21 protein-coding genes are annotated in these 23,993 nt (G+C 42.3%); 16 read left to right on the top strand and 5 right to left on the bottom strand.

From position 1 onward, the window contains the following. Window positions 1-188 precede the first annotated feature (188 nt). The 3 genes from P2G54_RS13050 (at window position 189) to atpC (ending at window position 2,645) form a co-directional block, all read left to right on the top strand. Window positions 189-692, top strand: a complete 504-nt coding sequence (locus P2G54_RS13050) for a C40 family peptidase (RefSeq protein WP_275871825.1) — start codon at window positions 189-191, stop codon at window positions 690-692. Window positions 693-841: 149 nt separating this feature from the next. Then, window positions 842-2,344, top strand: a complete 1,503-nt coding sequence (atpD, locus tag P2G54_RS13045) for a F0F1 ATP synthase subunit beta (protein WP_275871823.1) — start codon at window positions 842-844, stop codon at window positions 2,342-2,344. Between the two features lie 55 nt (window positions 2,345-2,399). Beyond that, window positions 2,400-2,645, top strand: a complete 246-nt coding sequence (atpC, locus tag P2G54_RS13040) for an ATP synthase F1 subunit epsilon (RefSeq protein WP_275871821.1) — start codon at window positions 2,400-2,402, stop codon at window positions 2,643-2,645. 57 nt (window positions 2,646-2,702) lie between these two features. Here atpC and P2G54_RS13035 read toward each other — a convergent pair whose 3' ends face one another. After that, a complete protein-coding gene (locus P2G54_RS13035; RefSeq protein WP_275871820.1) occupies window positions 2,703-3,824 on the bottom strand; it encodes a hypothetical protein in 1,122 nt (373 codons plus the stop codon). A 502-nt stretch (window positions 3,825-4,326) separates the two neighbouring features. Between P2G54_RS13035 and rpsU the strand changes: the two genes are divergently transcribed. The 4 genes from rpsU (at window position 4,327) to P2G54_RS13015 (ending at window position 7,454) form a co-directional block, all read left to right on the top strand. Further along, the gene (rpsU, locus tag P2G54_RS13030) at window positions 4,327-4,521 is read left to right on the top strand and encodes a 30S ribosomal protein S21 (protein WP_275871818.1); all 195 of its coding nucleotides are present in this window, start codon (window positions 4,327-4,329) and stop codon (window positions 4,519-4,521) included. Between the two features lie 130 nt (window positions 4,522-4,651). Next, entirely contained in the window at window positions 4,652-5,536 is an 885-nt protein-coding gene (locus P2G54_RS13025; RefSeq protein ID WP_275871816.1) for a tyrosine-type recombinase/integrase, read from the top strand. 35 nt (window positions 5,537-5,571) lie between these two features. After that, complete coding sequence (gene raiA / locus P2G54_RS13020) at window positions 5,572-5,877, top strand: ribosome-associated translation inhibitor RaiA (RefSeq protein ID WP_275871814.1); 306 nt, start codon at window positions 5,572-5,574, stop codon at window positions 5,875-5,877. Window positions 5,878-5,945: 68 nt separating this feature from the next. Continuing rightward, entirely contained in the window at window positions 5,946-7,454 is a 1,509-nt protein-coding gene (locus P2G54_RS13015) for a glycosyltransferase family 39 protein (RefSeq protein ID WP_275871813.1), read from the top strand. Here P2G54_RS13015 and P2G54_RS13010 read toward each other — a convergent pair. Beyond that, entirely contained in the window at window positions 7,448-9,118 is a 1,671-nt protein-coding gene (locus P2G54_RS13010; RefSeq protein ID WP_275871811.1) for a glycosyltransferase family 39 protein, read from the bottom strand. The genes P2G54_RS13015 and P2G54_RS13010 overlap by 7 nt on opposite strands. 118 nt (window positions 9,119-9,236) lie before the next feature. Here P2G54_RS13010 and P2G54_RS13005 point away from each other — a divergent pair, with 118 nt between their 5' ends. Beyond that, window positions 9,237-10,190, top strand: a complete 954-nt coding sequence (locus P2G54_RS13005; protein ID WP_275871809.1) for a glycosyltransferase family 2 protein — start codon at window positions 9,237-9,239, stop codon at window positions 10,188-10,190. 42 nt (window positions 10,191-10,232) lie between these two features. After that, a complete protein-coding gene (locus P2G54_RS13000) occupies window positions 10,233-11,123 on the top strand; it encodes a lysylphosphatidylglycerol synthase transmembrane domain-containing protein (RefSeq protein ID WP_275871807.1) in 891 nt (296 codons plus the stop codon). Window positions 11,124-11,353: 230 nt separating this feature from the next. Here the strand turns inward: P2G54_RS13000 and P2G54_RS12995 are convergent, their stop codons facing one another. Then, window positions 11,354-11,863 carry a hypothetical protein gene (locus P2G54_RS12995; protein ID WP_275871805.1) on the bottom strand — a complete coding sequence of 170 codons (510 nt, stop codon included), beginning with the start codon at window positions 11,861-11,863 and terminating at the stop codon, window positions 11,354-11,356. A gap of 13 nt (window positions 11,864-11,876) precedes the next feature. Further along, window positions 11,877-13,304 carry a M23 family metallopeptidase gene (locus P2G54_RS12990; RefSeq protein ID WP_275871803.1) on the bottom strand — a complete coding sequence of 476 codons (1,428 nt, stop codon included), beginning with the start codon at window positions 13,302-13,304 and terminating at the stop codon, window positions 11,877-11,879. A gap of 229 nt (window positions 13,305-13,533) precedes the next feature. Between P2G54_RS12990 and pyrF the strand changes: the two genes are divergently transcribed. The 7 genes from pyrF (at window position 13,534) to P2G54_RS12955 (ending at window position 21,933) form a co-directional block, all read left to right on the top strand. Continuing rightward, a complete protein-coding gene (gene pyrF, locus P2G54_RS12985; RefSeq protein WP_275871801.1) occupies window positions 13,534-14,349 on the top strand; it encodes an orotidine-5'-phosphate decarboxylase in 816 nt (271 codons plus the stop codon). Between the two features lie 116 nt (window positions 14,350-14,465). Beyond that, complete coding sequence (locus P2G54_RS12980; protein WP_275871800.1) at window positions 14,466-15,761, top strand: DUF2851 family protein; 1,296 nt, start codon at window positions 14,466-14,468, stop codon at window positions 15,759-15,761. A 55-nt stretch (window positions 15,762-15,816) separates the two neighbouring features. Beyond that, complete coding sequence (locus P2G54_RS12975; RefSeq protein ID WP_275871798.1) at window positions 15,817-16,452, top strand: acetyltransferase; 636 nt, start codon at window positions 15,817-15,819, stop codon at window positions 16,450-16,452. Window positions 16,453-16,532: 80 nt separating this feature from the next. Continuing rightward, a complete protein-coding gene (locus P2G54_RS12970) occupies window positions 16,533-17,537 on the top strand; it encodes a rhodanese-related sulfurtransferase (RefSeq protein ID WP_275871796.1) in 1,005 nt (334 codons plus the stop codon). Next, the gene (locus P2G54_RS12965) at window positions 17,509-18,375 is read left to right on the top strand and encodes a nucleoside phosphorylase (protein ID WP_275871795.1); all 867 of its coding nucleotides are present in this window, start codon (window positions 17,509-17,511) and stop codon (window positions 18,373-18,375) included. Before P2G54_RS12970 ends, P2G54_RS12965 begins: the two co-directional genes overlap by 29 nt. Before the next feature lie 369 nt (window positions 18,376-18,744). Then, window positions 18,745-21,174: a TonB-dependent receptor gene (locus P2G54_RS12960; protein ID WP_275871793.1), complete on the top strand. Its 2,430-nt coding sequence runs from the start codon at window positions 18,745-18,747 to the stop codon at window positions 21,172-21,174. Between the two features lie 42 nt (window positions 21,175-21,216). Beyond that, window positions 21,217-21,933 (top strand): DNA alkylation repair protein, encoded by a 717-nt coding sequence (locus tag P2G54_RS12955; RefSeq protein WP_275871792.1) that lies wholly within the window; start codon window positions 21,217-21,219, stop codon window positions 21,931-21,933. Window positions 21,934-22,006: 73 nt separating this feature from the next. Here P2G54_RS12955 and P2G54_RS12950 read toward each other — a convergent pair whose 3' ends face one another. Then, window positions 22,007-23,920, bottom strand: a complete 1,914-nt coding sequence (locus P2G54_RS12950) for an ABC-F family ATP-binding cassette domain-containing protein (RefSeq protein WP_275871790.1) — start codon at window positions 23,918-23,920, stop codon at window positions 22,007-22,009. Between the last annotated feature and the right edge of the window lie 73 nt (window positions 23,921-23,993).

Genomic DNA, 23,993 nt, shown 5'->3' with positions numbered 1-23,993 from the left:
GTCAGTTTTGGTGATACTTATCACCTGAGGCTTCAGGTGAAAATCCATGTTATTCAATTTGTTAATACCCTTTGTTGGAAAAGGTGCCTTGGGCTCAAAAAGTCGGTCTCAGCCCTGCCCATTTCATTTCTTCGATAAATTCTAGGAAATATTTGCATCAAGACCGGCTTCGGGCTAAACTTGATTCTATGTATATAGGAACAAATAAATCTGTTTTTGGATTCTTCAATTTAGGATTTTTATTACTTTTTTTCATTCTGCTTTCTGGACTTCCCTCTTGTAAGTCCAAAAAAATCGGGAAGGAGGATCCGGTATTTAAAGTAGTGGCTACAGCCAAGTCTTTTCGGGGAACTCCGTATAAATATGGAGGAACTACCCGGTCTGGTATAGACTGCTCCGCATTGATCTATCATTCCTATTATTCAGTGGGGAGGACCATGCCCAGAACCTCCTCCGAACAGGCCAGATTGGGGACAAAGGTCAAAGCCGGGAATTTTAAAGAAGGGGATCTCCTGTTTTTTGCGACTGGAAGAAAGAAAAATCAGGTGACCCATGCAGGAATTGTGACCGAGGTCCACAAGGGAGATGTGCGATTTATTCATGCCTCTACTTCTTTGGGGGTTACGGAAGATTTTCTGAGCAACCGTTACTGGTCCAAGGCATTTCTCTTTGGGAGAAGGATTTTGGAGTAAGGTCTGAGGGAGGGATTGGACCGAAGGTTTTTCCAATTCCTTGAATCGGAGCTTTTTATTTTCCAAATATCCTTTGGTATTAGCCTTTATTGATTTAATTTTGCGACCGAATTCAAAAAGCACATCCTTTTTACATTTCATTCTATCAAATGGCAAATATTGGAAAGATAACGCAGGTAATCGGGCCCGTAGTGGACGTTTCCTTCGAAGGCGGTAAGCTGCCAAACATCCTTGACGCGCTGGAAGCAACCAAAGAAAACGGCCAAGTAGTCGTATTGGAGGTTCAGCAGCACCTGGGTGAAGACCGAGTAAGAACTATTGCAATGGACTCTTCCGAGGGAATGGTTCGTGGTATGGAAGTGAAAGATATGGGGCAACCTATCTCTGTTCCTACCGGTGATGCGATCAAAGGTCGTCTTTTCAATGTGGTAGGTGAAGCGATTGACGGTTTGCCGCAGGTTCCTGCTGGAAAGCGTCTTCCTATCCACAGACAAGCGCCTAAGTTTGAGGATCTCTCTACTTCTACCGAGGTTCTTTATACAGGTATCAAAGTAATTGACTTGATCGAGCCTTATGCAAAAGGTGGTAAGATCGGTTTGTTCGGTGGTGCCGGTGTAGGTAAGACCGTATTGATCCAGGAGTTGATCAACAACATCGCAAAGGCATATTCAGGTCTTTCTGTATTTGCCGGTGTGGGTGAGAGAACCCGTGAAGGAAATGACCTTTTGAGAGAAATGATCGAATCCGGAATCGTAACCTACGGTGAGGATTTTATCCATAGCCTAGAAGAAGAAGGTGGATGGGATCTTTCTAAGGTTGATCTTAAGAAATTGGAAGACTCCAAAGCAACCTTTGTGTTTGGTCAGATGAACGAGCCTCCTGGGGCACGTGCTCGAGTGGCCTTGACAGGTTTGACTTTGGCAGAATATTATAGAGATGGTGAAGGCGACGGAGCAGGTAAGGATATCTTGTTCTTTATCGACAACATCTTCCGATTCACTCAGGCAGGTTCCGAAGTGTCCGCATTGTTGGGACGTATGCCTTCTGCGGTAGGTTACCAGCCTACTTTGGCCACCGAAATGGGTGCCATGCAGGAAAGAATTACCTCTACCAAGAACGGGTCCATTACTTCTGTTCAGGCGGTTTACGTACCTGCGGATGACTTGACTGACCCTGCGCCAGCAACGACTTTCGCTCACTTGGATGCTACTACCGTATTGTCCCGTAAGATTGCCGAATTGGGTATCTATCCAGCTGTGGATCCTTTGGATTCAACTTCCAGAATTCTTTCTCCAGATATCCTGGGTGAGGAGCATTACGGATGTGCACAGCGAGTGAAAGAGATCCTTCAGCGATACAAAGAATTGCAGGATATCATTGCGATCTTGGGTATGGAGGAACTTTCTGAGGAAGACAAAATGGTCGTTCACAGAGCACGTCGAGTTCAGAGATTCTTGTCCCAGCCTTTCCACGTAGCTGAGCAGTTTACTGGTTTGAAAGGGGTATTGGTAGATATCAAGGATACCATCAAAGGATTCAACATGATCATGGATGGTGAATTGGATCACCTTCCTGAAGCAGCCTTCAACTTGGTAGGTAGCATTGAAGATGCGATCGCTAAGGGTGAGAAATTGCTTGCTGAAGTAAAATAATTTGAACTGATTGCATGGAGGAGCGATCCTCCATTGCTTTTCCAATATTGAATATATGCAACTAGAAATCGTTACGCCGGACAAGAAGGTTTTCGAAGGAGAAGTATCCGAAGCAAGCTTCCCAGGTGCTTCCGGTGCATTTCAAGTTTTGAATAGTCACGCACCGATCGTTTCCGCATTGGCAAAGGGAACTGTTTCTTTTACTACCAAAGAAGGAAAGCAGTCTCTGATTGTTGATGGAGGTGTCGTGGAAGTGAAAAATAACGTAATTGTGGTGTTAGCTGAAAAAGTAGTAGGCTAAACCTTTGAATAAATCTTTAAAAAAAGTCCAACTCCAAAGGGGTTGGACTTTTTTGTTTTAGTCAGCTACAGGTCTGAGAACTGCCCGCTTGATGTATTTTTCGTCATGTTTCATCAGACTGCCCTCGTAGAAGTAGATCGTGTCATTGACTACTCCAGCTAGCATACCAATGTCAAGGATATTTCGAGGATTGTTAGTTTCTGACCATTTTTTGGTGGATTTGTCCCAAATCAGAAGGTGAGAGGTTCGATTTAGCCCCGCGCTCTCATCACCGATAAGCCATGTTTGAATATAAATATGGCTCCTCGTATCCCTCATAGACATAAAATAATGAGTATTAGAAAAATTTGTACTATTCATATTCTGAAGGTCATCAAATGAAATTATCTTATCAAACCCCTTCACTCCATAGTCAAAGTACCTGCTATTAGGAAGCTCTATTTCAGATATCACATCGAACGAACCTTCAGATTTAGTGATTTTAACCTTTTTTTCTTGAGGAAATGAATAAATAAATGAATTATTCGAGAACGTAGATTCCATAGGCGCTTCCAAATTAATTGTCCTTTCTTGAGTTTGAAGAATTTCTGGAAACTTCAGGAATGAAGCGATGCTATCTCCTTTTTCATCAAATAGATAAATAAGATTTCCAGACTTTCTAAAATAATCTGGATGGAAAATATCAGTCTGACTGGTAGTCAGTTCTACAAGAAAACCGTTGCTCGTTTTATGAAATTCTCCTAGAGCCGCTTTTACTACTTTTTCTTCAGGAATTTGAAGTTTTGTTTTCTTTAAAAATTTCCCTTCTAATGCGTCAAATTCAAAAATAGAGTTTGTGTATCTATCAGCTATATATAAGATTGGAAACTCTGAAACGTCAAATGAGGAAGGGAAGAATGGAGCCTCTGGGAAATCAGAAGCTGTGATTTGAGCAATTTGATTTCCGCTTTTTAAGTCAATTAAGCCAATCGCAGGTTTCCTAACAGAAGAGACAGCAATTAAGCTGTCTCCAATTATTTTGACTTGCCCTTGTCCATTTAAGAAAAACCCATTTTCATTTACTTGGAGTGAATCAATAATTGAAAGGCTAGAAAGTCCTGGAAGAATACTATCTCTTTCTGAACTCTCACAAGCAGATACGAGAAGCAACAAGGAAAAGGCAAAAACCAATGCTTTCATTCAATTGTCGGTCCACACGTGTAAACTGTGCCACTTGGGCAAATTGTGGCTATGCATTCTCCGCATACACGTATCATACATCCATATCCATCAGGTATTGTCTCTGTACATGGCCCTGCCGCCTTCGCCGGCTGCACCATCACCATATTCGCCAAGACCATACCCAGTACGGCCAAGGCTAAAAACATTGATTTTTTCATTTGAATTTTGATTTAAATAAAAGATTAATTAAAAAGATAGCTTAGGTAAAACTATATAAATAATAAACTATATTCAATTTGCACCTAATAAAAATTCTATAAAATATGATAATAGATTGATTTTATTGGATCGGGGGGCGATATAAAGTTTGAACGGCTTGGCGATTGGTCCCTTAAATCGATTAGGATGATTCCTTTTTTTATGGACTGGCTTATGGGTGGCTAAATTTTATAATTTTATAATCTTTCAATTTTCAGATTATTCTACTTACCTTTGCAGTCGCGAAAGGAGGTGTATACAAATGATCATAGTTAACGTAAAAGAGAACGAATCTATCGAAAAGGCGCTAAAGCGTTTCAAAAAGAAGTTTGACAAGACTGGTGCAGTCAGAGAACTTAGAGCGAGACAAGCCTTCACCAAACCTTCTGTAAAAAAGAGAGATCAGGTAATCAAAGCTGCTTATAAGCAGAGACTTCAGACTGAAGCTGCCAAATAAGGTGCTTTGACTCAGAAATAGAACGCAGTTGCTTGAAAAAGTAACTGCGTTTTTTTATGCTTTTATGTGACATTTGTCAGGGAATTTTATCCATTTTTTGGCTTATCTTAATTCTGTAATCTTTACTGAGATGATCGAGTCATTTATCAATTACCTGGAATACGAAAAGCGCTCAAGCCCCCATACGGTATTGGCCTACAGAAAAGATCTGGAACAGTTCCAGGAATTCTGTGAGCTTTCATTTGGTCTCCAGGATATTCAACAGGCCCAACATGCTGAAATCCGGGCTTGGGTAATTGACTTGGTTGAGCAGGGATTGAGTACTACCTCAGTCAACCGTAAGATCGCTACACTGAGATCCTTTTATAAATTCCTGCTTAAATCCTCCATCTTATCCAAGGATCCTACGTATAAGTTAAAATCCCTTAAAAACCCGAAAAAATTACCGGAGTTTGTACAGGAATCCACCATTGCCTCCGTTTTAGAGGAAAGTGTATTCCAACCTACATTTGAGGGACAGCGGGACAGGATGGTGATGGAATTTCTCTACCTTACAGGGGTCAGGCTTTCCGAGCTGACCGGCTTGAAGTGGAGTGATATCCATCTTGGGGAGGAATCCGTGAAGGTACTGGGTAAGCGTAAAAAAGAAAGAATAATTCCATTGACAAAGGGACTCAAACAGAATATAATTTCCTATCAAAAAGTATTTGAGGAAAGGTTTTCAAAAGCTGAACAAAGTCCCTATTTTATTGTGAGCAATCAGGGTAAACAAAGTTATCCGGTGATGATTTATCGAATTGTCAGGCAGTATTTGGATCTTTTTGCGCAGACCTCCAAACGAAGCCCGCACGTACTTAGGCATACTTTTGCTACCCATCTCTTGAATAAGGGAGCAGATCTCAATGCGGTAAAAGACCTCTTGGGACACGCAAACCTGGCCGCGACACAGGTTTACACACATAATTCACTTGAAAAACTGAAGGCTGTGTTTGAACAGGCACATCCTAAAGCATAGCTAAATAAATTGTTCAACCACTAAATGCAAATATCATGAAACTGCAGATGCACTCCATTCACTTCGATGCCGATCAAAAATTAATTGACTTCATCCAGAAGAAGGCCGATAAACTCGACACCTATTTTGATCAGATAATTGACGGAGAAGTTTTTATGAGGCTCGACAAGAATGAGAAAAACGAAAATAAAATAGTAGAGATTAAATTGAACGTGCCGGGTAAGCAGTTTTTTGCAAAGCATCAGACAGATACCTTTGAAGCTGCCGCAGATGAGGCCGTAGAAGGACTCAGAAGACAGATTAAAAAGTATAAAGAGAAAGTGCTGTTGGCAAAGCAATAACCCTATTGGAATTTTACGTATAAACCCTCAGGAAACTGAGGGTTTTTCTGTTTTTAAACTCACTTTTTATGAACTCTGAATCAAAGTACAGATGGTTTTTTTGGATTATCGCTTTGGGGATGGCAGCATTGAAAGTTGCATTTACCCTGAGGCCTGAAATCAATTTGTTTACGGAAGAAGCTCAATATTGGCTTTGGTCCCAAAACCTAGCCTGGCATTATTACTCCAAGCCTCCCCTTATTGCCTTGATTAATTTTTTCAGTACATCCCTTTTGGGAATCAATGAGCTTGGGGTCAGAATCAATGCAATAGTATTCGGAATAGGGACAGCTTGGGTTGTATTCTTATTTACAAAGTATCTGTACAATTCCGAAAAAATAGCTTTTTGGGCTTCATTGATGGTCATGTCCACTCCTTTTTGGATAATTTTTTCCACAGTACACATGACGGATTCGGAATTGGTCTTTTTCTGGATTCTGAGTACCTATTGGGTTTTTAGAGGTATACGGGAAAACAGTGCCAAATGGTGGGCCTTGGGAGGCCTGGCATCAGCACTAGGACTCATGGCCAAAGGAACTATGATTTTGATTGGCCCATTTGTCCTGATTTATTTACTGCTAACTAAGGAGTGGCGCTTGCACAGGCTTCATTTTCTGGCCTTTTTGGGAGCCGGGGCCTTCGGGTTTTTCCCGGGTTTTATCTGGAATCTGCAGAACAACTTCACCAACTACAAGCATTTGGCTTTTTTAAGTGGGGTTGCAGGGGAAGGGCATACTTTTGACTTCATGGCCTGGATGGGCAGGTTTGGGGAGTTTGGACTTGGGCAAATCGCAATCTTCTCCATATTTCTTTTTCCGTTTCTAGTCATAGCTAGTATTTCGTTTTTCCGAAACCCGACTAAAACCGATCTCTATTTGCTCCTATTTCCTGTTTTATCCTGGATTGGATTCGGCTTGGTTACTTTTTTAAATGATGTGGAAGCCAACTGGCCAGTTTTTGCCTATCCGGTTCTTCCAATCTTTATGAGTAAATGGTTTTTCCAGCAATCAGAGACCTGGCTCAAATTCCGGAATTGGGGAGTAACTTTTAGCCTGGGAATACCATTGCTTCTTTTGTCTCCCGATTTGTATTCGTTCAAGGATTTTCAAGTTTTCAAAAAGGTAGAAAAGGCCTCATTTCGACGCATGGTGGGATATGAGCCTCTTGCCAAGAGAATAGAATTCCTGAGAGACAGTCTTCATTTAGGAGAAGATTTTCTGTTTTCTGAAAGCTATCATATGGCCTCCGAAATGGCTTTTTACTTGCCAGACCATCCGCAGACCTATACCGTTAATCTTGGGACTCGTAAAAACCAATTTGATTTATGGGAAGGATTGGAAAACCAGGTCGGGAAAGACCGGGTAGGAATTTTTGTCAGTTGGAATAAAAACTCTCCCGAAGGTGCTACAGTTTTCGAAGAATTGGTCTATGAGGAAAAATTCCCGGTTTGGTTCAAAGGGGATTCTCTTAGACAGGCTACGATTCAGATTTGGAAAAATCTGCAGGAATATACCCCTTTGATCAGCGACACTTATTGAGCTTTTCTAACCAACCAATAGTATTTTTTGCTGTTGGCTTGGAGAAGGGAATCAAATTCGGGTTTGCCGCTCGCCAATAGCAATTGGGGTATGGCTTTGGATTGCCAGTTTACCGTGTGCATTTCCACACGGTAATCCTCCAAGTCGATCTGATCCAAAAATTTATCTTCAAGGATAATGTTGGAATAAGCCTGCAATTTTTCCTTCCAATCCTGATTGGGGATATCTACCAACTCCACTTCAGGATATACACTTAGGCGGATTTTACTGCCTGCATGCAGATTGCCGAAAAACCCGAATTTTCCAGGGATACCCTCTTTTTGTAAGCTTTCTAAGTGCTGACGGATTTGCTGTCCCTGATGGGGAAAGGAAATTCTTTCGGTGATAGTGCTTGCCAGGAAGAAAAGCAAAAGGACAGAATAGCTGATGACTTTGGGGAGTTTCTCCTGCCTCCAAAGGAGTAATACCAGATATCCTAATATCACGACTCCTAGGAGTAATTGAGTGCTGACCAAGAAGCCAGCCCCCTGCTGGAAATTGAGCCAAAGGCTAAAGGATAAAATGATCAGGTTGAGAAGAATAAAAAAGACTGAAGCGATCTTTAATCCTTTTTTACTTAACTCAAGCTCGGTTTTCTCCAAAAACCAGGCTAGCCAAACAGCCAGTACGGGAGCTACAGGGAGTAGGTAGCGTTCGTAGAATTTACTGGTCATGGCTCCCATTCCCAAGATGGCCAGTGCCCAAAGGATGGCAAAGCCAAAGAAGACCCGATTTTCTTTCCAAAGTTTTTGCAGGAATTGTCTGGATTTTGAAAAGCCAAAAAACGCCCAAGGAATGAACATGGCTACCAGTAAAAGTAAAGCAAGGAGTCCGTTTTGAAGGATCAACAAAGCTCTTGAAGCAACCCGGATTCCCACTTGGTCCTCCAGAAAACTTGATAAGTAAGTAGGGCCGTGGATTCTCCACATTTCCACAAACCAGAATAAAGCGATCACCAAACTGATTCCCAAGGCCGGAATATTCATTAGGGTTTTCCAGGAAATCCGTTTCCACGGATTCACCAATAGGTAAAAGATTCCCAGCCCGCCCAAAGCGGCGGCAGGAAGTCCTTTGACTTCAAAGGCCTGCGCAAGGCTTAAGTATAAAATCCAGGTAAATCGTTTGGGAGCCTGATCGCCAAACCTCATCAATCCCGCAAAACCAATAGCACTTCCTGTCATGGTCAGCACCAATAAAACATCAGGGATGGAGCGTGTGGCAGAAAATATCAAAACCGGATTGGCAGCCATGATCAGACCTGCTAGTCCGGCAATTTTCTTAGAATCAAAAAGGGTTTTGCCTAGCAAATAGGTCAGCCCTACAGTCCCTGCACCTGCGATTAAAAAGAATAAACGTGAAGCCCAATCCGAAACCCCAAATAGTTTGAATCCTGCCAAGACAGCCCAATACGTAAGAATGGGCTTTTTGAAACGGAGCTCCCCACTGCCCAAATAAGTGGTCAAATAGTCCCCGTTTTCCATCATTTTTACCGCTGCATCCCGGTAGTAGATCTCATCGGGATAATGCATGTGAAAAGCCAGGGCAAAAGGCCCAACCAATAGGGCGAAGGCGGACATCAAAACCCAGGGGTTGATTTTCAACTCGGTAGATCTGGAAAAAAGCATGTGCAAAGATAAACCGAAAGCTTCAAGGCATCCCAAATTTTCTTTTGGGATAAATAAGCTGTGATCGCTTTTTTGCCCTAGGAAAGTTTTTTAGGTATTTTTGACCAAATTTTATCTCATGAGCAAGCCCCTTCTATCCGTAGTTATCACAGTATATAATGAGGAAGAAAATATCAGGCCTTTATTAGAAGCCACTTATTCTGCACTTTCGGAGATTGACTACGAGGTGATTTTGATAGAAGACGGGTCTACCGATGCCACTGTTGCGGAGGTCAAAAAATATGCGAATGAGCGGACCAAGCTGATCATTTTCAATAAAAACTTCGGCCAGACTACTGCCTTGGCAGCGGGTATTGATATGGCAGAAGGAGAATATATCGCCACCATGGATGGGGATTTGCAAAATGACCCCACGGATATCCCCGGCATGCTTCAAAAGGCAATGGATGAGGATTGGGATGTGGTTGCAGGCAAAAGAGCAAAACGAAAGGATGGTTTTGTTCTCCGGAAATTCCCATCTAAAATTGCCAACTGGATTATCCGAAATTCCACAAAAGTTTACCTGAGTGATTATGGTTGCACCTTGCGTGTATACAAAGCACACATCGCTCAGAATATGGGGTTGTATGGAGAACTTCACCGCTTCATCCCGGTATTGGCCAAGCAACAAGGGGCAAAGATGACCGAAGTGGATGTGAAGCATCACCCAAGAATCCACGGAACTTCCAAATATGGACTGAGCCGGACTTTCAAGGTAATGGCGGATTTGATCCTGATGCTCTTCTTCCAGAAGTACTTTCAGCGCCCTATCCACTTGTTCGGAGGACTTGGGCTCTTGTCTTTTCTCTTGGGTCTAGCCATCAACTTTTATCTTTTGGTTTTAAAAATTCTTGGGGAAGACATCTGGGGAAGGCCGATTATGATCTTGGGATTTATCTTGATTCTGGGGGGGATTCAATTGATCACAACAGGGATCATTGCTGAGATCATCGTGCGTACCTACTTTGAGTCACAGCATAAGAAGACCTATACCATCAAGTCGGTATTTCAGGGAGGAGAACAAGACAAATAATATGGTTCATCCCATTCGGTTTGAAAGGTTAAAAAACGATAGGTGGCAGAAAAAACTAATCCCATTAAAAACAAGTTAAAGACCGTTTTCAAGCTGGTTTTAACTGCTTTGGCTCTGTATCTGGTTTTTAGAAAAATCGATACCCAGGAGCTTTGGAGATTGGCAAAGACCCTGCATTACTTTTGGTTGGTTCCGGCGATTCTGCTTTTTGTTTTGAGCAAGGTGGCCACCGCTTTTCGCCTGAACCTCTACTTTAAGAATATTAGGCTGCGTATTTCCGAGCAGAAAAACTGGAAACTTTATCTCATCGGGATGTTTTACAATCTCTTTCTTCCCGGGGGAATAGGAGGGGATGGATACAAGGTTTATCTACTCAACAAGCACTTTAAAACCCCGGTAAAAAAAACCTTGCAGGCGGTTTTATTGGATCGATTGGGAGGTTTGGTGGCCATTGTGATTTTATTGTTTGGCCTCTTTTTGATCGTAGAGATCCCTGTGGATTGGATGGAGGGCAGGCTTTGGAAAGGCCTCCTGATTTTCGGCCTTATTCTGAGCTTGCCGGCTTTTTGGGTTATGCAAAGGCTGGTGTTCAAAGACTTTCTCCCATCCTTTTGGATCGCCAACGGCTGGTCCTTTGCTGGGCAAATCGCTCAACTACTCTGTGCCTGGTTTATCCTGATGGCTTTGGGTATTCATGAACCGATTCTAGCCTATCAACTGGTTTTTTTGCTTTCCTCTATCGTAGCGGTTATGCCTTTGACCATAGGAGGAGTAGGGGCCCGTGAACTGGTATTTATCTATGCCCATACCTATGCAGGAATTGAAGAGACTGCTGCCGTAGCCTTCAGTTTGATTTTTTTCCTGATTACGGCCGGAGTTTCTTTGCTTGGGGCTTTTGTGAAGGTGGATTTGGATGGAGAAGAAAACTCTTGATTTAACTACCTTTGCGACAAAACAGAAATTTCATGACCCGCTCCGGGCTTTTCTCTCAAATTCAGCAAAAATCATCTTTTCTCTGTGTTGTTTTTTTAGATTTCAACTGTTTATACACTAAAAAAAACAAAATATTTATTTGGGGTAAAAGCATAGATAGATAGTTGTTAGCCCACCTCAAAAAAAGAAGGGGGTACAAATTGTACCCCCTTCTCTGTGATTTTGTTAAATTAATCCATATACATTACAATTTCTGTAATAATAGATCCATTAGTTTTAATTATTAAACTTCCATCGATTATTATTGAACCAACAACTAATTCAGTTCTTAGTTTATTGTTCTCTAAAGAATAATTAGGATAAAATGTATCCAAAACATTGACCGGATCTCCTATTTTTATATAGTTGTTGCCTCTCCCTACATGTATATTGTTGGCTTTGATTATAAATAGGTATAACTTGTTTTCTTTAAAATATAAGTTGTTAGACCCATATTTGTATAAAGATCCAATTTTTTCTTCCATTTCAAATACATATGGTTCTGAGGATGTAGGTATACCAAATGCTTGGATTAGCTTTTCTGCCGATTCAGCATAAAATATTTTTTTATAGTTTTCCGGATTTTTGAGATTGATTTCTGAGATCTCAATCGGCTGTGTACCCGGTAAAGGTATTCTTTGTGCCTGAACATTTTGCAGAATGCTAAATAGGAGTCCAAATAGAATTAATATTTTTTTCATAATGTTTATCGTTTTAGTTTTCACAAGGGTTTAGTGAAATATTACCTTCTGAATCCCATTTTATCTTTAGATAGTCTTCAGGGTTGGCTTTAACTTTAAAGTTTCCATCCGAATCTTTTTTTCTTGCCAATATATGCACATGTGGATACCTTGCTTCATCTACATTTCCAGTCTCTCCAGAGATTCCAATTGCTTGGCCTGCGGAAATTTCTTCTCCTACATCAACTAAAACATAATTTAAATGTGCGTACCTTAGGATAAATTCATTGCCATTTTGATCAATAGATTTAATTGAAACAAAATTACCATATGATTGCGGTTTAGGGTCGTTTGGTGCATGAGAAATATCTTTTCTTGTAACTACACCTGAAAAAGGGCTGTAAACATAGGAGTTATAAGGAATCTTCAAATCTAATCCATCATGAGGCTTAGGGTTTCCATTTGGATATCTTCTTGTTAAGCCAAAACGCCCTCCATTTTTACCTGCTGGAGTTGCAGAGATCTCCATGTTTTTTAATGGCAAATCTTCACAAGGTGGTTCATCAGCTTCACATGCTGCTCTTTGATATTCTGGGAGGTGACAGCAAGGACAATCGGGATCCAAGGAGCCGCAAGGAACCATATTCCCTTCAAAATCCGGATGGGGTTCATAGCAGCCAGGGTCTTGACCGCCCGTGCCTTCATCTGGAGACGGTGGAGCCATTGACTCTGGGATATAGGTGTATTCACAATCCCATACCTCATATTGTTCTACAACATAAGGGTCAGCATCTCCAGCTTGGACATATGTGGTATAGGTTGTTACGGTACAAGTAAATTCACCCCATTCAGTTATTCGAGCATTGGAATGATCTTTAGATCCTTCTGCAATTAGTCTTTTAAAGGAAATTGCCCGTGTTCTTTCACCATTTTGGATTTTCCAAGAGCCTATAAATCTCCCATCCATTTTGAAGAAGGAGTATTCCCCATAAAACCCACTCGGGATTTTGGTAAGGTTCAATTGATCCAGTTCTTTCCATTTTGGATTGAAGCTTTTTGCTTGTTCCTCTGCTTTGAAAATATATGGTCTGAATTCTCCCTCTCCAATTTTAAAAAGCAACAACCGATAATCCCCTGATTTATTTTGGGAATTATTGTCTCTGTTAGCAAAAATGTTTTTAACTCTCAGGTTAATAGGAATTTCAATTACTGATTTCCCATTATGGGAATTTGTTCTAGCTTTATTCCATAAAGGGTCTCCATCTAAAAGGCTGTTTATTCTTGCGTTGAAGTTTTCATGATAATTGGCTCCATACCATGCTGTTGCCTCCTGAACTAGTGACAGGTCCGTTGAAAATTTTTTTTCAAAATCAGATTCTTCTATTATGCAACTGCCAACAATGGCAGTCAAGCAAAAAAGGGATAATATGTTAAATTTTTTCCTGAGAAATTTTGGTTTCATACGATTTGTTTAATGAATATGAAACCCTGGCCAAGGTTATCTTTAACCTTCAGGACCTTCCTGAAAACCAAAGACACCTCAACATATTATTATTATTATTATTATTATCAAAATAATAGTTTGTCGAAATAAATAATTTTAAAAATCAATACCCTATAACGGGTATTTTTCAAAGGTTTTTGAACTCCCTCGGATTCCTTACTTTTGTCCAATAATTTTAAAAAACCCCATGACCCGCTCCGAGCTTTTCTCCCAAATTCAGCAAAAATCTTCTTTTCTCTGTGTAGGCCTTGATCCCGATCTGGCGAAAATCCCTGCTCACCTGAAATCTGAACCAGATCCCATTTTTTCTTTTTGCAAGCAAATCATAGAGGAAACCGCTGATTTTGCCGTAGCCTATAAGCCCAATATTGCATTCTTTGAAGCGTTGGGGCCAAAGGGATGGGAGACCTTGCAAAAGGTATTGGAATGCATGCCCAAGGATGTGTTCTCCATAGCCGATGCCAAGCGGGGAGATATTGGAAATACCTCCAAACTCTATGCAAGGGCTTTTTTCGAAGCCATGGATTTTGATTCCATTACCGTAGCGCCTTATATGGGAAAGGATTCCGTGACTCCTTTTCTGGAATTTGAAAACAAATGGGTGATCCTGCTGGCACTTACTTCTAATGCTGGTTCCATGGATTTTCAGTTGATCAATGATCAAAACGGAAAACCCCTCTATCAGTCTGTTCTTGAAAAGAGCCAGGAATGGGGAAGTCCTGATAATCTGATGTATGTAGTGGGTGCTACCCGTGGGGAACTGATCGGAGAGGTTAGGAAAGTCGCCCCAGAGCATTTCTTCCTGGTACCGGGAGTTGGAGCCCAAGGCGGAAGCTTATCTGAGGTGGCCAAATACGGTATGAATTCTACCTGTGGGCTTTTGGTCAACTCCAGTCGGGGAATCATTTATGCTTCCTCCGAAAGGGATTTTGCGAAAGTTGCACGTCAGGAAGCCCAGAAACTTCAGGAAGAGATGAAAACTCTGTTGGATACCTATTTATAATGATATTCAAATCTTACTCTAGAAGTATTGACCCGCCAAAATCACTCTGATTTTGGCGGGTTGTTTATTTTTTAGGAAAAGCCTAAATTCAATAATCTTTTAGTAATCAGATTTTTATGGACTTTAAAGAGGATTTTTTACAACTGGTCTGGAAGTATCAATACTTTGACCGGAGAGAACTTAGAACCACTGATGGACAAAGCATTCGAATTCTCAATCAAGGATTTCATAACCATGGGGAAGGACCGGATTTCAGGGATGCTTCTGTGGATTTGGACGGAGTGGCTTTTCATGGTCATGTGGAGGTTCATCGCTATTCTTCCGAATGGAAACAACATGCCCATGGGGGAGACCCAGCCTACAACTCGGTCATCCTGCACGTTGTTTGGGAGGATGACAGAGAAGCTGTGAGAAACGACGGAACCATCCTGCCCACTCTTGAACTCAAGGGTAAAATCCATCTCGAAGTCTGGAGGAATTACGAACGGCTTCTGGACTATAAAGAAGACCTTCCCTGTGCACATGCCCTGAAAGGGGTGCCGGAAATCATCCGTTTTTCCTCTTTGGAAAAAGCCTTGGTGGAGCGTATGCAGGAAAAGTCCGGCATAATCCTCCAAATTTTGGATCAAACCAAGGGGGATTGGGAGGAGACAGCCTATCGCTGGCTATTTACCTGTTTTGGTTTCAAAGTCAACAGCCAGGCTATGGGAGAACTGGCGGCTTCAATCCCTTATAAAATTCTTCAAAAGCACCGGGATCAGCTGGTGATAGTTGAGGCTATCCTGTTCGGTCAAGCGGGCTTATTGCCGGAAAGTTCTCAGGAACCTTATGTACAGCACCTGATCAGGGAGTATGATTTTTATCAGAAAAAATACAAATGGGACAGCCCGCTATCCCGACAGCATTGGGACTTTATGAGAGTAAGGCCCAGTAATTTCCCAACCCTTCGGATTGCCCAGCTGGCCTCAATTCTTTCCAAGGCTCCCAGTCTCTTACAATCAGTAATGGAAGATTCGCAGGATTTCTCGGGATTCAAGAAATTGCTTCAGGTCAGGCCTTCTGATTACTGGTTGTACCATTACAGTTTTGGGAAAGAATCTTCCAAAATGGCCTCTCGTGGCATTTCCTCAAGTATTTTACCTTTGCTTATCCTCAATTTTGTGGTGCCTTTGTGGTTTGCCTATGGGCGGTATTTCCAGAATCAGGAATGGCAGGAGCGTTGTTTTGATCTGCTTCAGGAATTGCCAGCCGAAAATAATTTCATCATCCGGAAGTTTTTGGATGCAGGTTGGAAGGCCGAAAATGGATTTGATTCCCAAGGGATGATCGGGCTTTTCAAAAACTACTGTCAGCCGAAAAAATGTCTACAGTGTAAAATCGCCCAAAGCCTGATCAAATCCACTGCGCAATGATTTTTTGTCAAGCCCGTGATTTCCCCTAATTTTGCCCTCCGAATCTAAATTCACTATGGAAAAACCGGTAATTATTTTGGGGGCTAAGGGAATCGCACATCCCGCCCTTGAGATTTTCAACAGCAATCAGGTCATCGTGTATGGCTTTTTGGATGAAGACCAAAGCGTTCACGGGACCGAAATCAATACCGTTCCGGTCTTGGGTCATACCGAGGATGATGGGTTTCTGAAACTGATTGGCAAAAAAACAGAAGCTTTTGTAGCCGTTGATGACAATAAATACCGCAAGTTTTTGGTGGAATTGCTCAACGAAAGAAGGAAGGTTCAGCCAATCAATGCAGTGCATCACACCGCTTATATTGCTACTGATGCCGGAATCGGACATGGCAATTTTATCAATGCGAAAGTGACCATAGGAGCCGGATCTGAAATCGGCAATCACTGTATCCTGAACACAGGAGCCATTGTTGACCATAAAACCAAACTGGGAGATTTTGTTCAGGTTGGTGCCGGATCTGTGATCAATTCAGAAGTGACCATAGAGGAAGGAGCATTCATCGGATCCGGAGTGACTGTTGTTTCCGGGGTGACCATAGGAAAAAATGCCCGGGTCGGTGCAGGTTCTGTGGTCATCAGTTCAGTAGGAGCTAATGAAACCGTATTCGGAAACCCTGCTGCTAAGATCAAATAAGTACCCGGAATTTGAGCTAATTCAATTCTCTATTATATAATTTCTAATCTTTAACACCCTGCCGAAACAGGGCGATAGTTATGGAACAAAACAACAATTACAGCATCCTGCTTTACTACTGCTATGCCAAAATCGAAAACCCAGAGGCATACAGAGAAGAACACCATCTTTTTTGCGTTGAGAACAACATTCGCGGAAGAATTATCATTTCCGATGAAGGGCTCAATGGTACCGTTTCCGGACTAAAGGAGGACTGCGAAAAGTACATGGCCTATGTCCATGCTGATCCAAGATTCGCAAAAACAGAATTCAAGATCGATGAGCATGACAAACATGCCTTTACCAAAATCCACGTGAGGTATAAGCCTGAGATTGTTCACTCCTCTCTTCGTCATTTGGATCCCAATGTAAAAACCGGGAAACACCTGGCTCCAGAAGAGTTCAGAAAGCTGAAAGATCAGGAAGACGTGGTGATTTTGGATGTACGTTCCAATTATGAGCATGAACTAGGCAGATTTAAAAATGCCATCACCCTGGATATCGACAATTTCAGGGATTTCCCGGAGAAGGTAAAAGAGCTGGATCACCTGAAGAACAAGAAAGTCCTGACCTATTGTACAGGAGGGATCAAGTGTGAAAAAGCTTCCGCTTTCCTTTTAGAGCAGGGGTTTGAGGATGTATACCAACTTCACGGTGGGATCATCAAATACGGGATGGAAGCCGGAGGGGAAGATTTTGAAGGGAAATGCTATGTCTTTGACAATAGAATTGCGGTAAATGTCAATTCAGTCAACCCAACCGTGATTTCCAAATGCCATGTATGCGGTACAGCTTCTGACCGCATGGTCAACTGTGCCAACCCAACTTGCAATGCCCATGTCGCCATTTGTGAGGAATGCGGTTGGAAAATGGAAGGCGCCTGCTCTGAGGAGTGTAAGGAAAATCCGGAGAAGAGACCTTATGACGGAACCGGCTACTACCAGAAGAAGACCAATGGGTATAATCCTTACAAAGGACTTCACCGAATGCCTAATAAAGAACTAATCCAAAAACTCCATGGAGAAACGGAAAATTCCTGCGTCTGAACTCATCATCAACGCTGATGGGAGTATCTATCATTTGCATTTGAAGCCAGAAGATCTGGCTTCACTTGTTTTTACGGTTGGAGATCCTGATCGTGTAGAGCTGGTTTCCCGGTATTTTGACCGAATTGATGTCAAGATCAACAAGCGGGAATTCATTACCCACACAGGCTGGCTCAACGGGAAAAGAGTGACTGCCATGAGTACGGGAATGGGTACGGATAACATCGAAATACTCATGACCGAGCTGGATGCATTGGTAAATGTGGATTTGCAAACTCGGGGGGAAAGAGATGAAAAAACCGCTCTCCAAATCATCCGTCTAGGAACTTCCGGAAGCATGCAAGCGGATATTCCAGTTGGGACGATGCTCGCCTCTGAGATTGGAGTGGGGCTCGATACCTTAATGCAATTTTACCCAGAACTCCCCGAAAGTCAGTTTATCGGAACTGCAATTCAAGAGGAATTGGGCTTGGGTTTTCAACCCTATCAAGCTTCCGCTTCCACACTGTTGTTGGATAAGTTGGATAATCGATTTTTGAAAGGAATTACCTTGACCTGTCCGGGATTCTATGCACCACAGGGAAGGGAAGTTCGGCTTCGACCTAGATTTGACAAGATGGTCGAACGAATCGCTGGGATCAAACTGCAGGGAGATCAACGAATCACCAATTTTGAAATGGAAACTGCCGGCTATTATGGACTTGGAAAGTTATTGGGTCATGAGATGCTAAGCTTAAATGCGATCATCGCCAATAGACCAAACAAAGAATTTGATCAAAATGCTGAAAAAACAGTGGATTCCTTGATTCAGACAGCTTTGGAGCTTTTCGTTTCTTAAAGAAATCAAAGTACTTACGATTTTGGTCAAGGAGCCCTTGATCATCCAAAAATTGACAATGCGCTTGAGAAATTGAGCGCATTTTCTTTTGTTTTTTTCTCGTTCAGCCTTACTGTCAAAGCTTTCTTATTCAGATTGTCCCAGCTTTTTTCTGATCACATTTTTTCAAAAACTGACCCGCTAATCAGACTATAGTGCGCTTTAAACAGAAGAGCAACCATCAACAAATTAATGTAAGATTTTGAAACATGTATATACATTAATTAGTTTATAAAAATGAAACCTATTGATAATTAATTACTTATAATTTATTCAGCGGGTAAGTTGTTATAAGAAATAAAATTTTGAAGAAAAGCTAAACCATAGAATATGTCGAAAAGGTACACGTTGTTAGGATTGTTTTTATTGTTTTTTGGTTCTGTATTTTCACAAGAAGTAAAAATAAAGGGGAAGGTATTGGACGCCGTAGAAAATCGACCATTGGAATTCGCCAATATCGCTTTTTTAAATCCTTCTGATTCAACCTTGATCACTGGAGGAATGACCGATTTGGAAGGTCTTTTTGAGTTTGATGCCAGCCTGGGAAGTTATTTGTTTCGGGTAGGTTTTATAGGCTACGAGACTTTTTATGAGCAAATCACTTTGGAAGACCGGGGACAGTTAAATCTTGGAACAATCAAATTGGAGTCGGATACGGAGAATCTGGAAGAGGTGGTGGTAGAAGGAGTGACCTCCATGTTTGAAAGTGATATCGATAAGCGAGTTTACAATGTAGAAAACAGTATCGTTGCAGAAGGGGCAACTGCCGCCCAACTTTTGTCTACCCTTCCATCGATTCAGGTAGATGATGAAGGAGGAATCACCATGCGCGGCTCGGGCAATATCCTTATTTATATCAATGGTAGACCTTCCAACTTATCCGGTGATGATACCGAAAGTATTTTGGCCCAGTTCCCGGCAAACAGCATCCAAGAAGTGGAATTAATTACCAACCCTTCTTCCCGATACGATGCTACGGGGGTAGGAGGAATTATCAATATCGTGCTGAAGAAGAATGAAAAATTGGGCTTCAATGGTCAATTGAATGCTTCGGTAGGTACTCGCGATAAATACCAGGCAGGGGTTAACCTAAACTATGGCTCGGATAAGGCAAACTACTTCTTTTCCTACAATTGGCAAAACCGGAGACAATGGGAACGGGGATTCGGTAACCGTACCACTTCTTTGGTAGGGTTTTCGCCCACCTTGGATCAGGATCAGGATGGCTATGAAAAGGAAGTTACCCATTTGCTACGGGCAGGGCTAGATTATTCTTTGTCTGAAAATTCCACCTTAGGGGTGTATTTCCAAGGAAATTTCGACGATGAAGTTGAGTTTGCAGATATTACGCAGCTTAACCTCAGCGAAACCGGAAGACTGGATTCCACTTTTACACGGATCAATGAGGAATTGAGCAAGAGTGGGAATTATGAAGGAGGTCTTAATTATACCGTTGATCTGGATACTGCAGGTCAACGCCTGTACACTTCTTTGTCTTATGCCTATGATAATCGGGAGCAGACGGAGTTTTACGAGCAGTTTTTTATCAATGATGAAGGTCAGGAAGACCCAAGTAAGCGACTTTCTCAGGTAAATGATCGCCCAAGAGAAAGTAAGCTTTGGGTTTTTCAGATGGATTATGAAAAACCGTTTTCTTCCGGAGCAAAAATAGAGTCTGGTCTCAAGGGCACTTTTTCCAACTGGATTTGGAATCAGGAATTTGCACAGGGAGATCAAAGCAATGAATTTATTTCATCTGCTGTAGATAGCTTGACCAATGGGTATGATTATACGGAGAATGTGTATGCTGCCTATTTCAATTTCCGAAACAAGGTGGGAAATTTTGGATACCAGTTGGGTGCACGAGCTGAGTACACAGAAACACTTGGACAGGTAACTCAGGGAGATCAGGAAATTCCAAACGACTATTTCAATCTATTCCCCTCTGCTTTTTTCAGCTATTCCTTGGGAACTGAAAATGAACTGACGGCTAATTATACGAGGCGGATTTCCCGTCCTAGAATTTGGGATTTGGCACCCATTTATCGAATTCGGGACCAGTACAATTTCAGCATTGGGAACCCCTACTTACAGCCTGAATTTACCGACAGTTATGAGGTCGGTTATATGAAAGGTTGGGAGCGCTACCTACTAAATGCCACAGTTTATCATCGATACAGTACAGATGTGGAGACGAGAATTACCAGATTGACGGATGATAATGTGGCGATTCAGAGCCGTGAAAATGCGGATACACGAGCTGCTACGGGTTTTGAGTTGGTCAATCAGATTCAGGTGTCCAATAACTTCGATGCAACCTTGACGGGGAACTTCTTTTATTCCAAAGTGAACGGAGGCAATATTGAAGAAGGATTCGAAAATGAGAATTTCTCTTGGACCTTGAGTTTTCTGGGGAATTTATTGATTCCAAACTGGTTTAGTGTACAGACACAAGGAAACTACCGAGGTCCCATCGTCCTGCCTCAGGGACAAATTGAACCGCAGTGGAGTATCAATGTCGGCTTGAGGCGGGATGTGATGAACGGAAAAGGTACGGTTAGCTTGAACGTTAGCGATATCTTTAATACCCGGAATTTTCGAATTACGACCACCGATCCTCGCTTTACCCAATTCAGACAATTCCAGCGGGAAACGAGAGTGGGCACAATCGCCTTTACCTATCGCTTCGGTGGATTTAAGGAAAAACGCGAGGAACGAGGTTCACGTAGGGAAGGTGGAGACTTTGGAGATGACTTTTAAGAAAGGGGCTGGTTGATTGACCAGCCTTTTTTACTTTTAGCCATGAGTGAATTAACCGATCAAATCATTGAGGGCTTAACCGACAAGTCCATTCCTGAAAAGGCAGCCTTCTTTCCCAAGTTTTTCAAAGCATATCCGGGAGGTTATGGAGAAGGGGATCAATTTCTAGGAGTCAAGGTTCCTGATCAGCGTACGATTGCCAAGCAGTTTTTCAAAGAAATCAGCCTGGAAGAATTATCCGAATTGATCCAAGATCCCTTTCATGAAGTTCGCCTGACGGGTCTTCTGGCTTTGGTCTATCGCTATGAAAAGACCAAAAGTGAGGAAGGACAAAAAGAATTGGTTGATTTATACTTGGCTCATCTGGATTTTGTGGATAACTGGGATTTGGTTGATTCTTCCTGCCATCAGATTTTGGGGCATTTTTATTTCAAAAAAGAGAAGGAATTATTTTATGAATTGGCAGCTTCAGGAAATCTCTGGAAGCAACGGATTGCCATGATTAGTTCCTACAATTGGATAAAAAAGGGTGAGTTTTCAGATGCGTTGGCTTTAGCCGAAAAATTAAAGAACCATCCTCATGACTTAATGCACAAAGCGGTAGGATGGATGCTTAGGGAAATCGGGAATCGGGATAGGGAAGTGGAACTGAGCTTTTTGAAAAAGCACTACCAATCCATGCCTCGCACTGTATTGCGCTATGCGATTGAGAAATTTCCAGAGGGTTTGAGGCAGGATTTTTTGAAGGGTAGGGTTTGAGCAGATGATTGTGAAAAGCTCAAAGAATAAGATTTGAGCTTTTCAATTTTGTTTAAGTTTGATCACATTCAAATTACTCTAGCCCCTCCAATTCGCTTAGCTCCAGCCAAGCCAGTTCCAATTCTTCCAATTCGCTATCGATGGCTTGTAGCCGATTGGACCAAGTCATCAACTCATTGACATTGGAGGTTCCAGCTGAAATCTGATCAGTAATCGTTGATTTTTCTACCTCCAGCTTGGCAATAGATTCATTGATTTTCTTGAATTCCTGCTTTTGCTTGTAACTGGCTTTGGGCCGAACAGCAGAATTTGCTGCTACAGTTGTCTCTTGAGGCTTAGGCAAAGTATCTTCTTTTGCCTCTTTTTTCTTCTCTTTCTCCCCTGAAGCCTCGTTTTCCTTTTCCCACTCTCTGAAATCCGTATAGTTGCCAGGGAAGTCTCGGATCACTCCTTCTCCCTCAAAGACGAAGAGGTGCTCAACCAATCGATCCATAAAGTAGCGATCGTGAGAAACAATGATCAGGCATCCCGGGAAAGTATCCAAAAACTCCTCCAAGATATTCAGTGTCATCAAATCCAGATCGTTGGTAGGTTCGTCGAGAATGAGAAAATTCGGGTTTTTGATCAACACCATCAGGAGCTGTAGGCGGCGTTTCTCTCCCCCGCTCATTTTTCCAATCGGAGTGAATTGCTGTTTGGGAGGAAAGCCAAATTGGGTCAGAAACTGGCTGACCGTGATTGTCTGACCCTTGTCCAAAACCACGACTTCGGCGACTTCCTTGACCACGTCGATCAGTCGCTTTTCCTCATCAAAGCGATCTTCTTCCTGACGGTAATAGCCAAAAGCAGTCGTCTGACCCACGGTGATTTTTCCGGCATCGGGATCCAGAAGTCCAGTAATCATTTTCAGAAAAGTAGTCTTTCCTGCACCGTTTGGTCCGATGATTCCGATCCGGTCCTTCTTTTTGAAAATGTATGAAAAGTCATTTACCAGGGTTTTGTCTCCGTATGCCTTGCTGATTTTGTCGATCTCAAGGATTTTGTTGCCTAGGCGCTGGGTACTTACTGCGAGCTCAATGTCCCGCTCTTCCCGTTTGGTAAAGGCTTTTTCCTTGGTTTCCTCAAAGGCATCAATTCTATACTTGGCTTTGGTTCCCCGGGCCTTAGGCTGTCGACGGATCCATTCCAGTTCCTTTTTATAGAGACTTTTGGCTTTTTCAATTTCTATGTCCTCAACCTGCATGCGCTCCGCCTTTTTGTTGAGGAAATAGCCGTAATTTCCCTGATAACGATGGATTTTACCCTGGTCGAGTTCCAGGATTTCATTGGTTACTTTTTCGAGGAAATACCGGTCATGGGTTACCATCAGAATTGCCAGATCGGCTTTGGCCAGGTATTCTTCCAGCCATTCAATGGTTTCGAGATCAAGATGGTTGGTGGGCTCATCCAGAAGCAACAGATCCGGTTTTTCAAGAATGGCTTTGGCCAGGGCCACACGCTTTCTTTGTCCACCGGAAAGATTCCCCACCGGTAATTCGGTATCATGAAGTCCTAATTTCCCCAGAACCTCTTTTACCTGGTATTCAAAGTCCCAAGCCTGAAGCGCATCCATGCGTTCAAATAGCTTGGACAATTTATCAGAGTTGTCAACCCCGCGCTCGGAATCAAGCATGGCCTTGTGATAGTCCTCAATCACCTGGAGTACCTCCGAGTTGCTCTGGTCAAAAATGGTTTGGTAAATGCTCAGATTGGAATCAAACACAGGATTTTGGTGAACATAGGCCACTTTGACTGCCTGGTTGATGGCAACCTGTCCGGTGTCCGGGATTTCCAGTCCCATGATGATTTTCATCAGGGTGGACTTTCCTGCTCCGTTGATGCCTACCAAGGCAATTTTTTGACCCTGGGAAATTCCAAAGGAGATATTGGAAAAAAGCTTGCGTTCCCCGAACGCCTTGCTGAGATTCTCGACCGAAAGGTAGTTCATGCCGCAAAAGTAGGGAAAAGCATGTTTTTAATCGGGACTGCTTACTTTTAATATTGGGATTATTATCCGGCTT

It is taken from the genome of Algoriphagus sp. CAU 1675 (assembly GCF_029222925.1).
Lineage (GTDB): Bacteria > Bacteroidota > Bacteroidia > Cytophagales > Cyclobacteriaceae > Algoriphagus.
The sequence above is the reverse complement of the archived record's forward strand: the minus strand, read 5'-3'. Positions and strand labels throughout refer to the sequence as shown.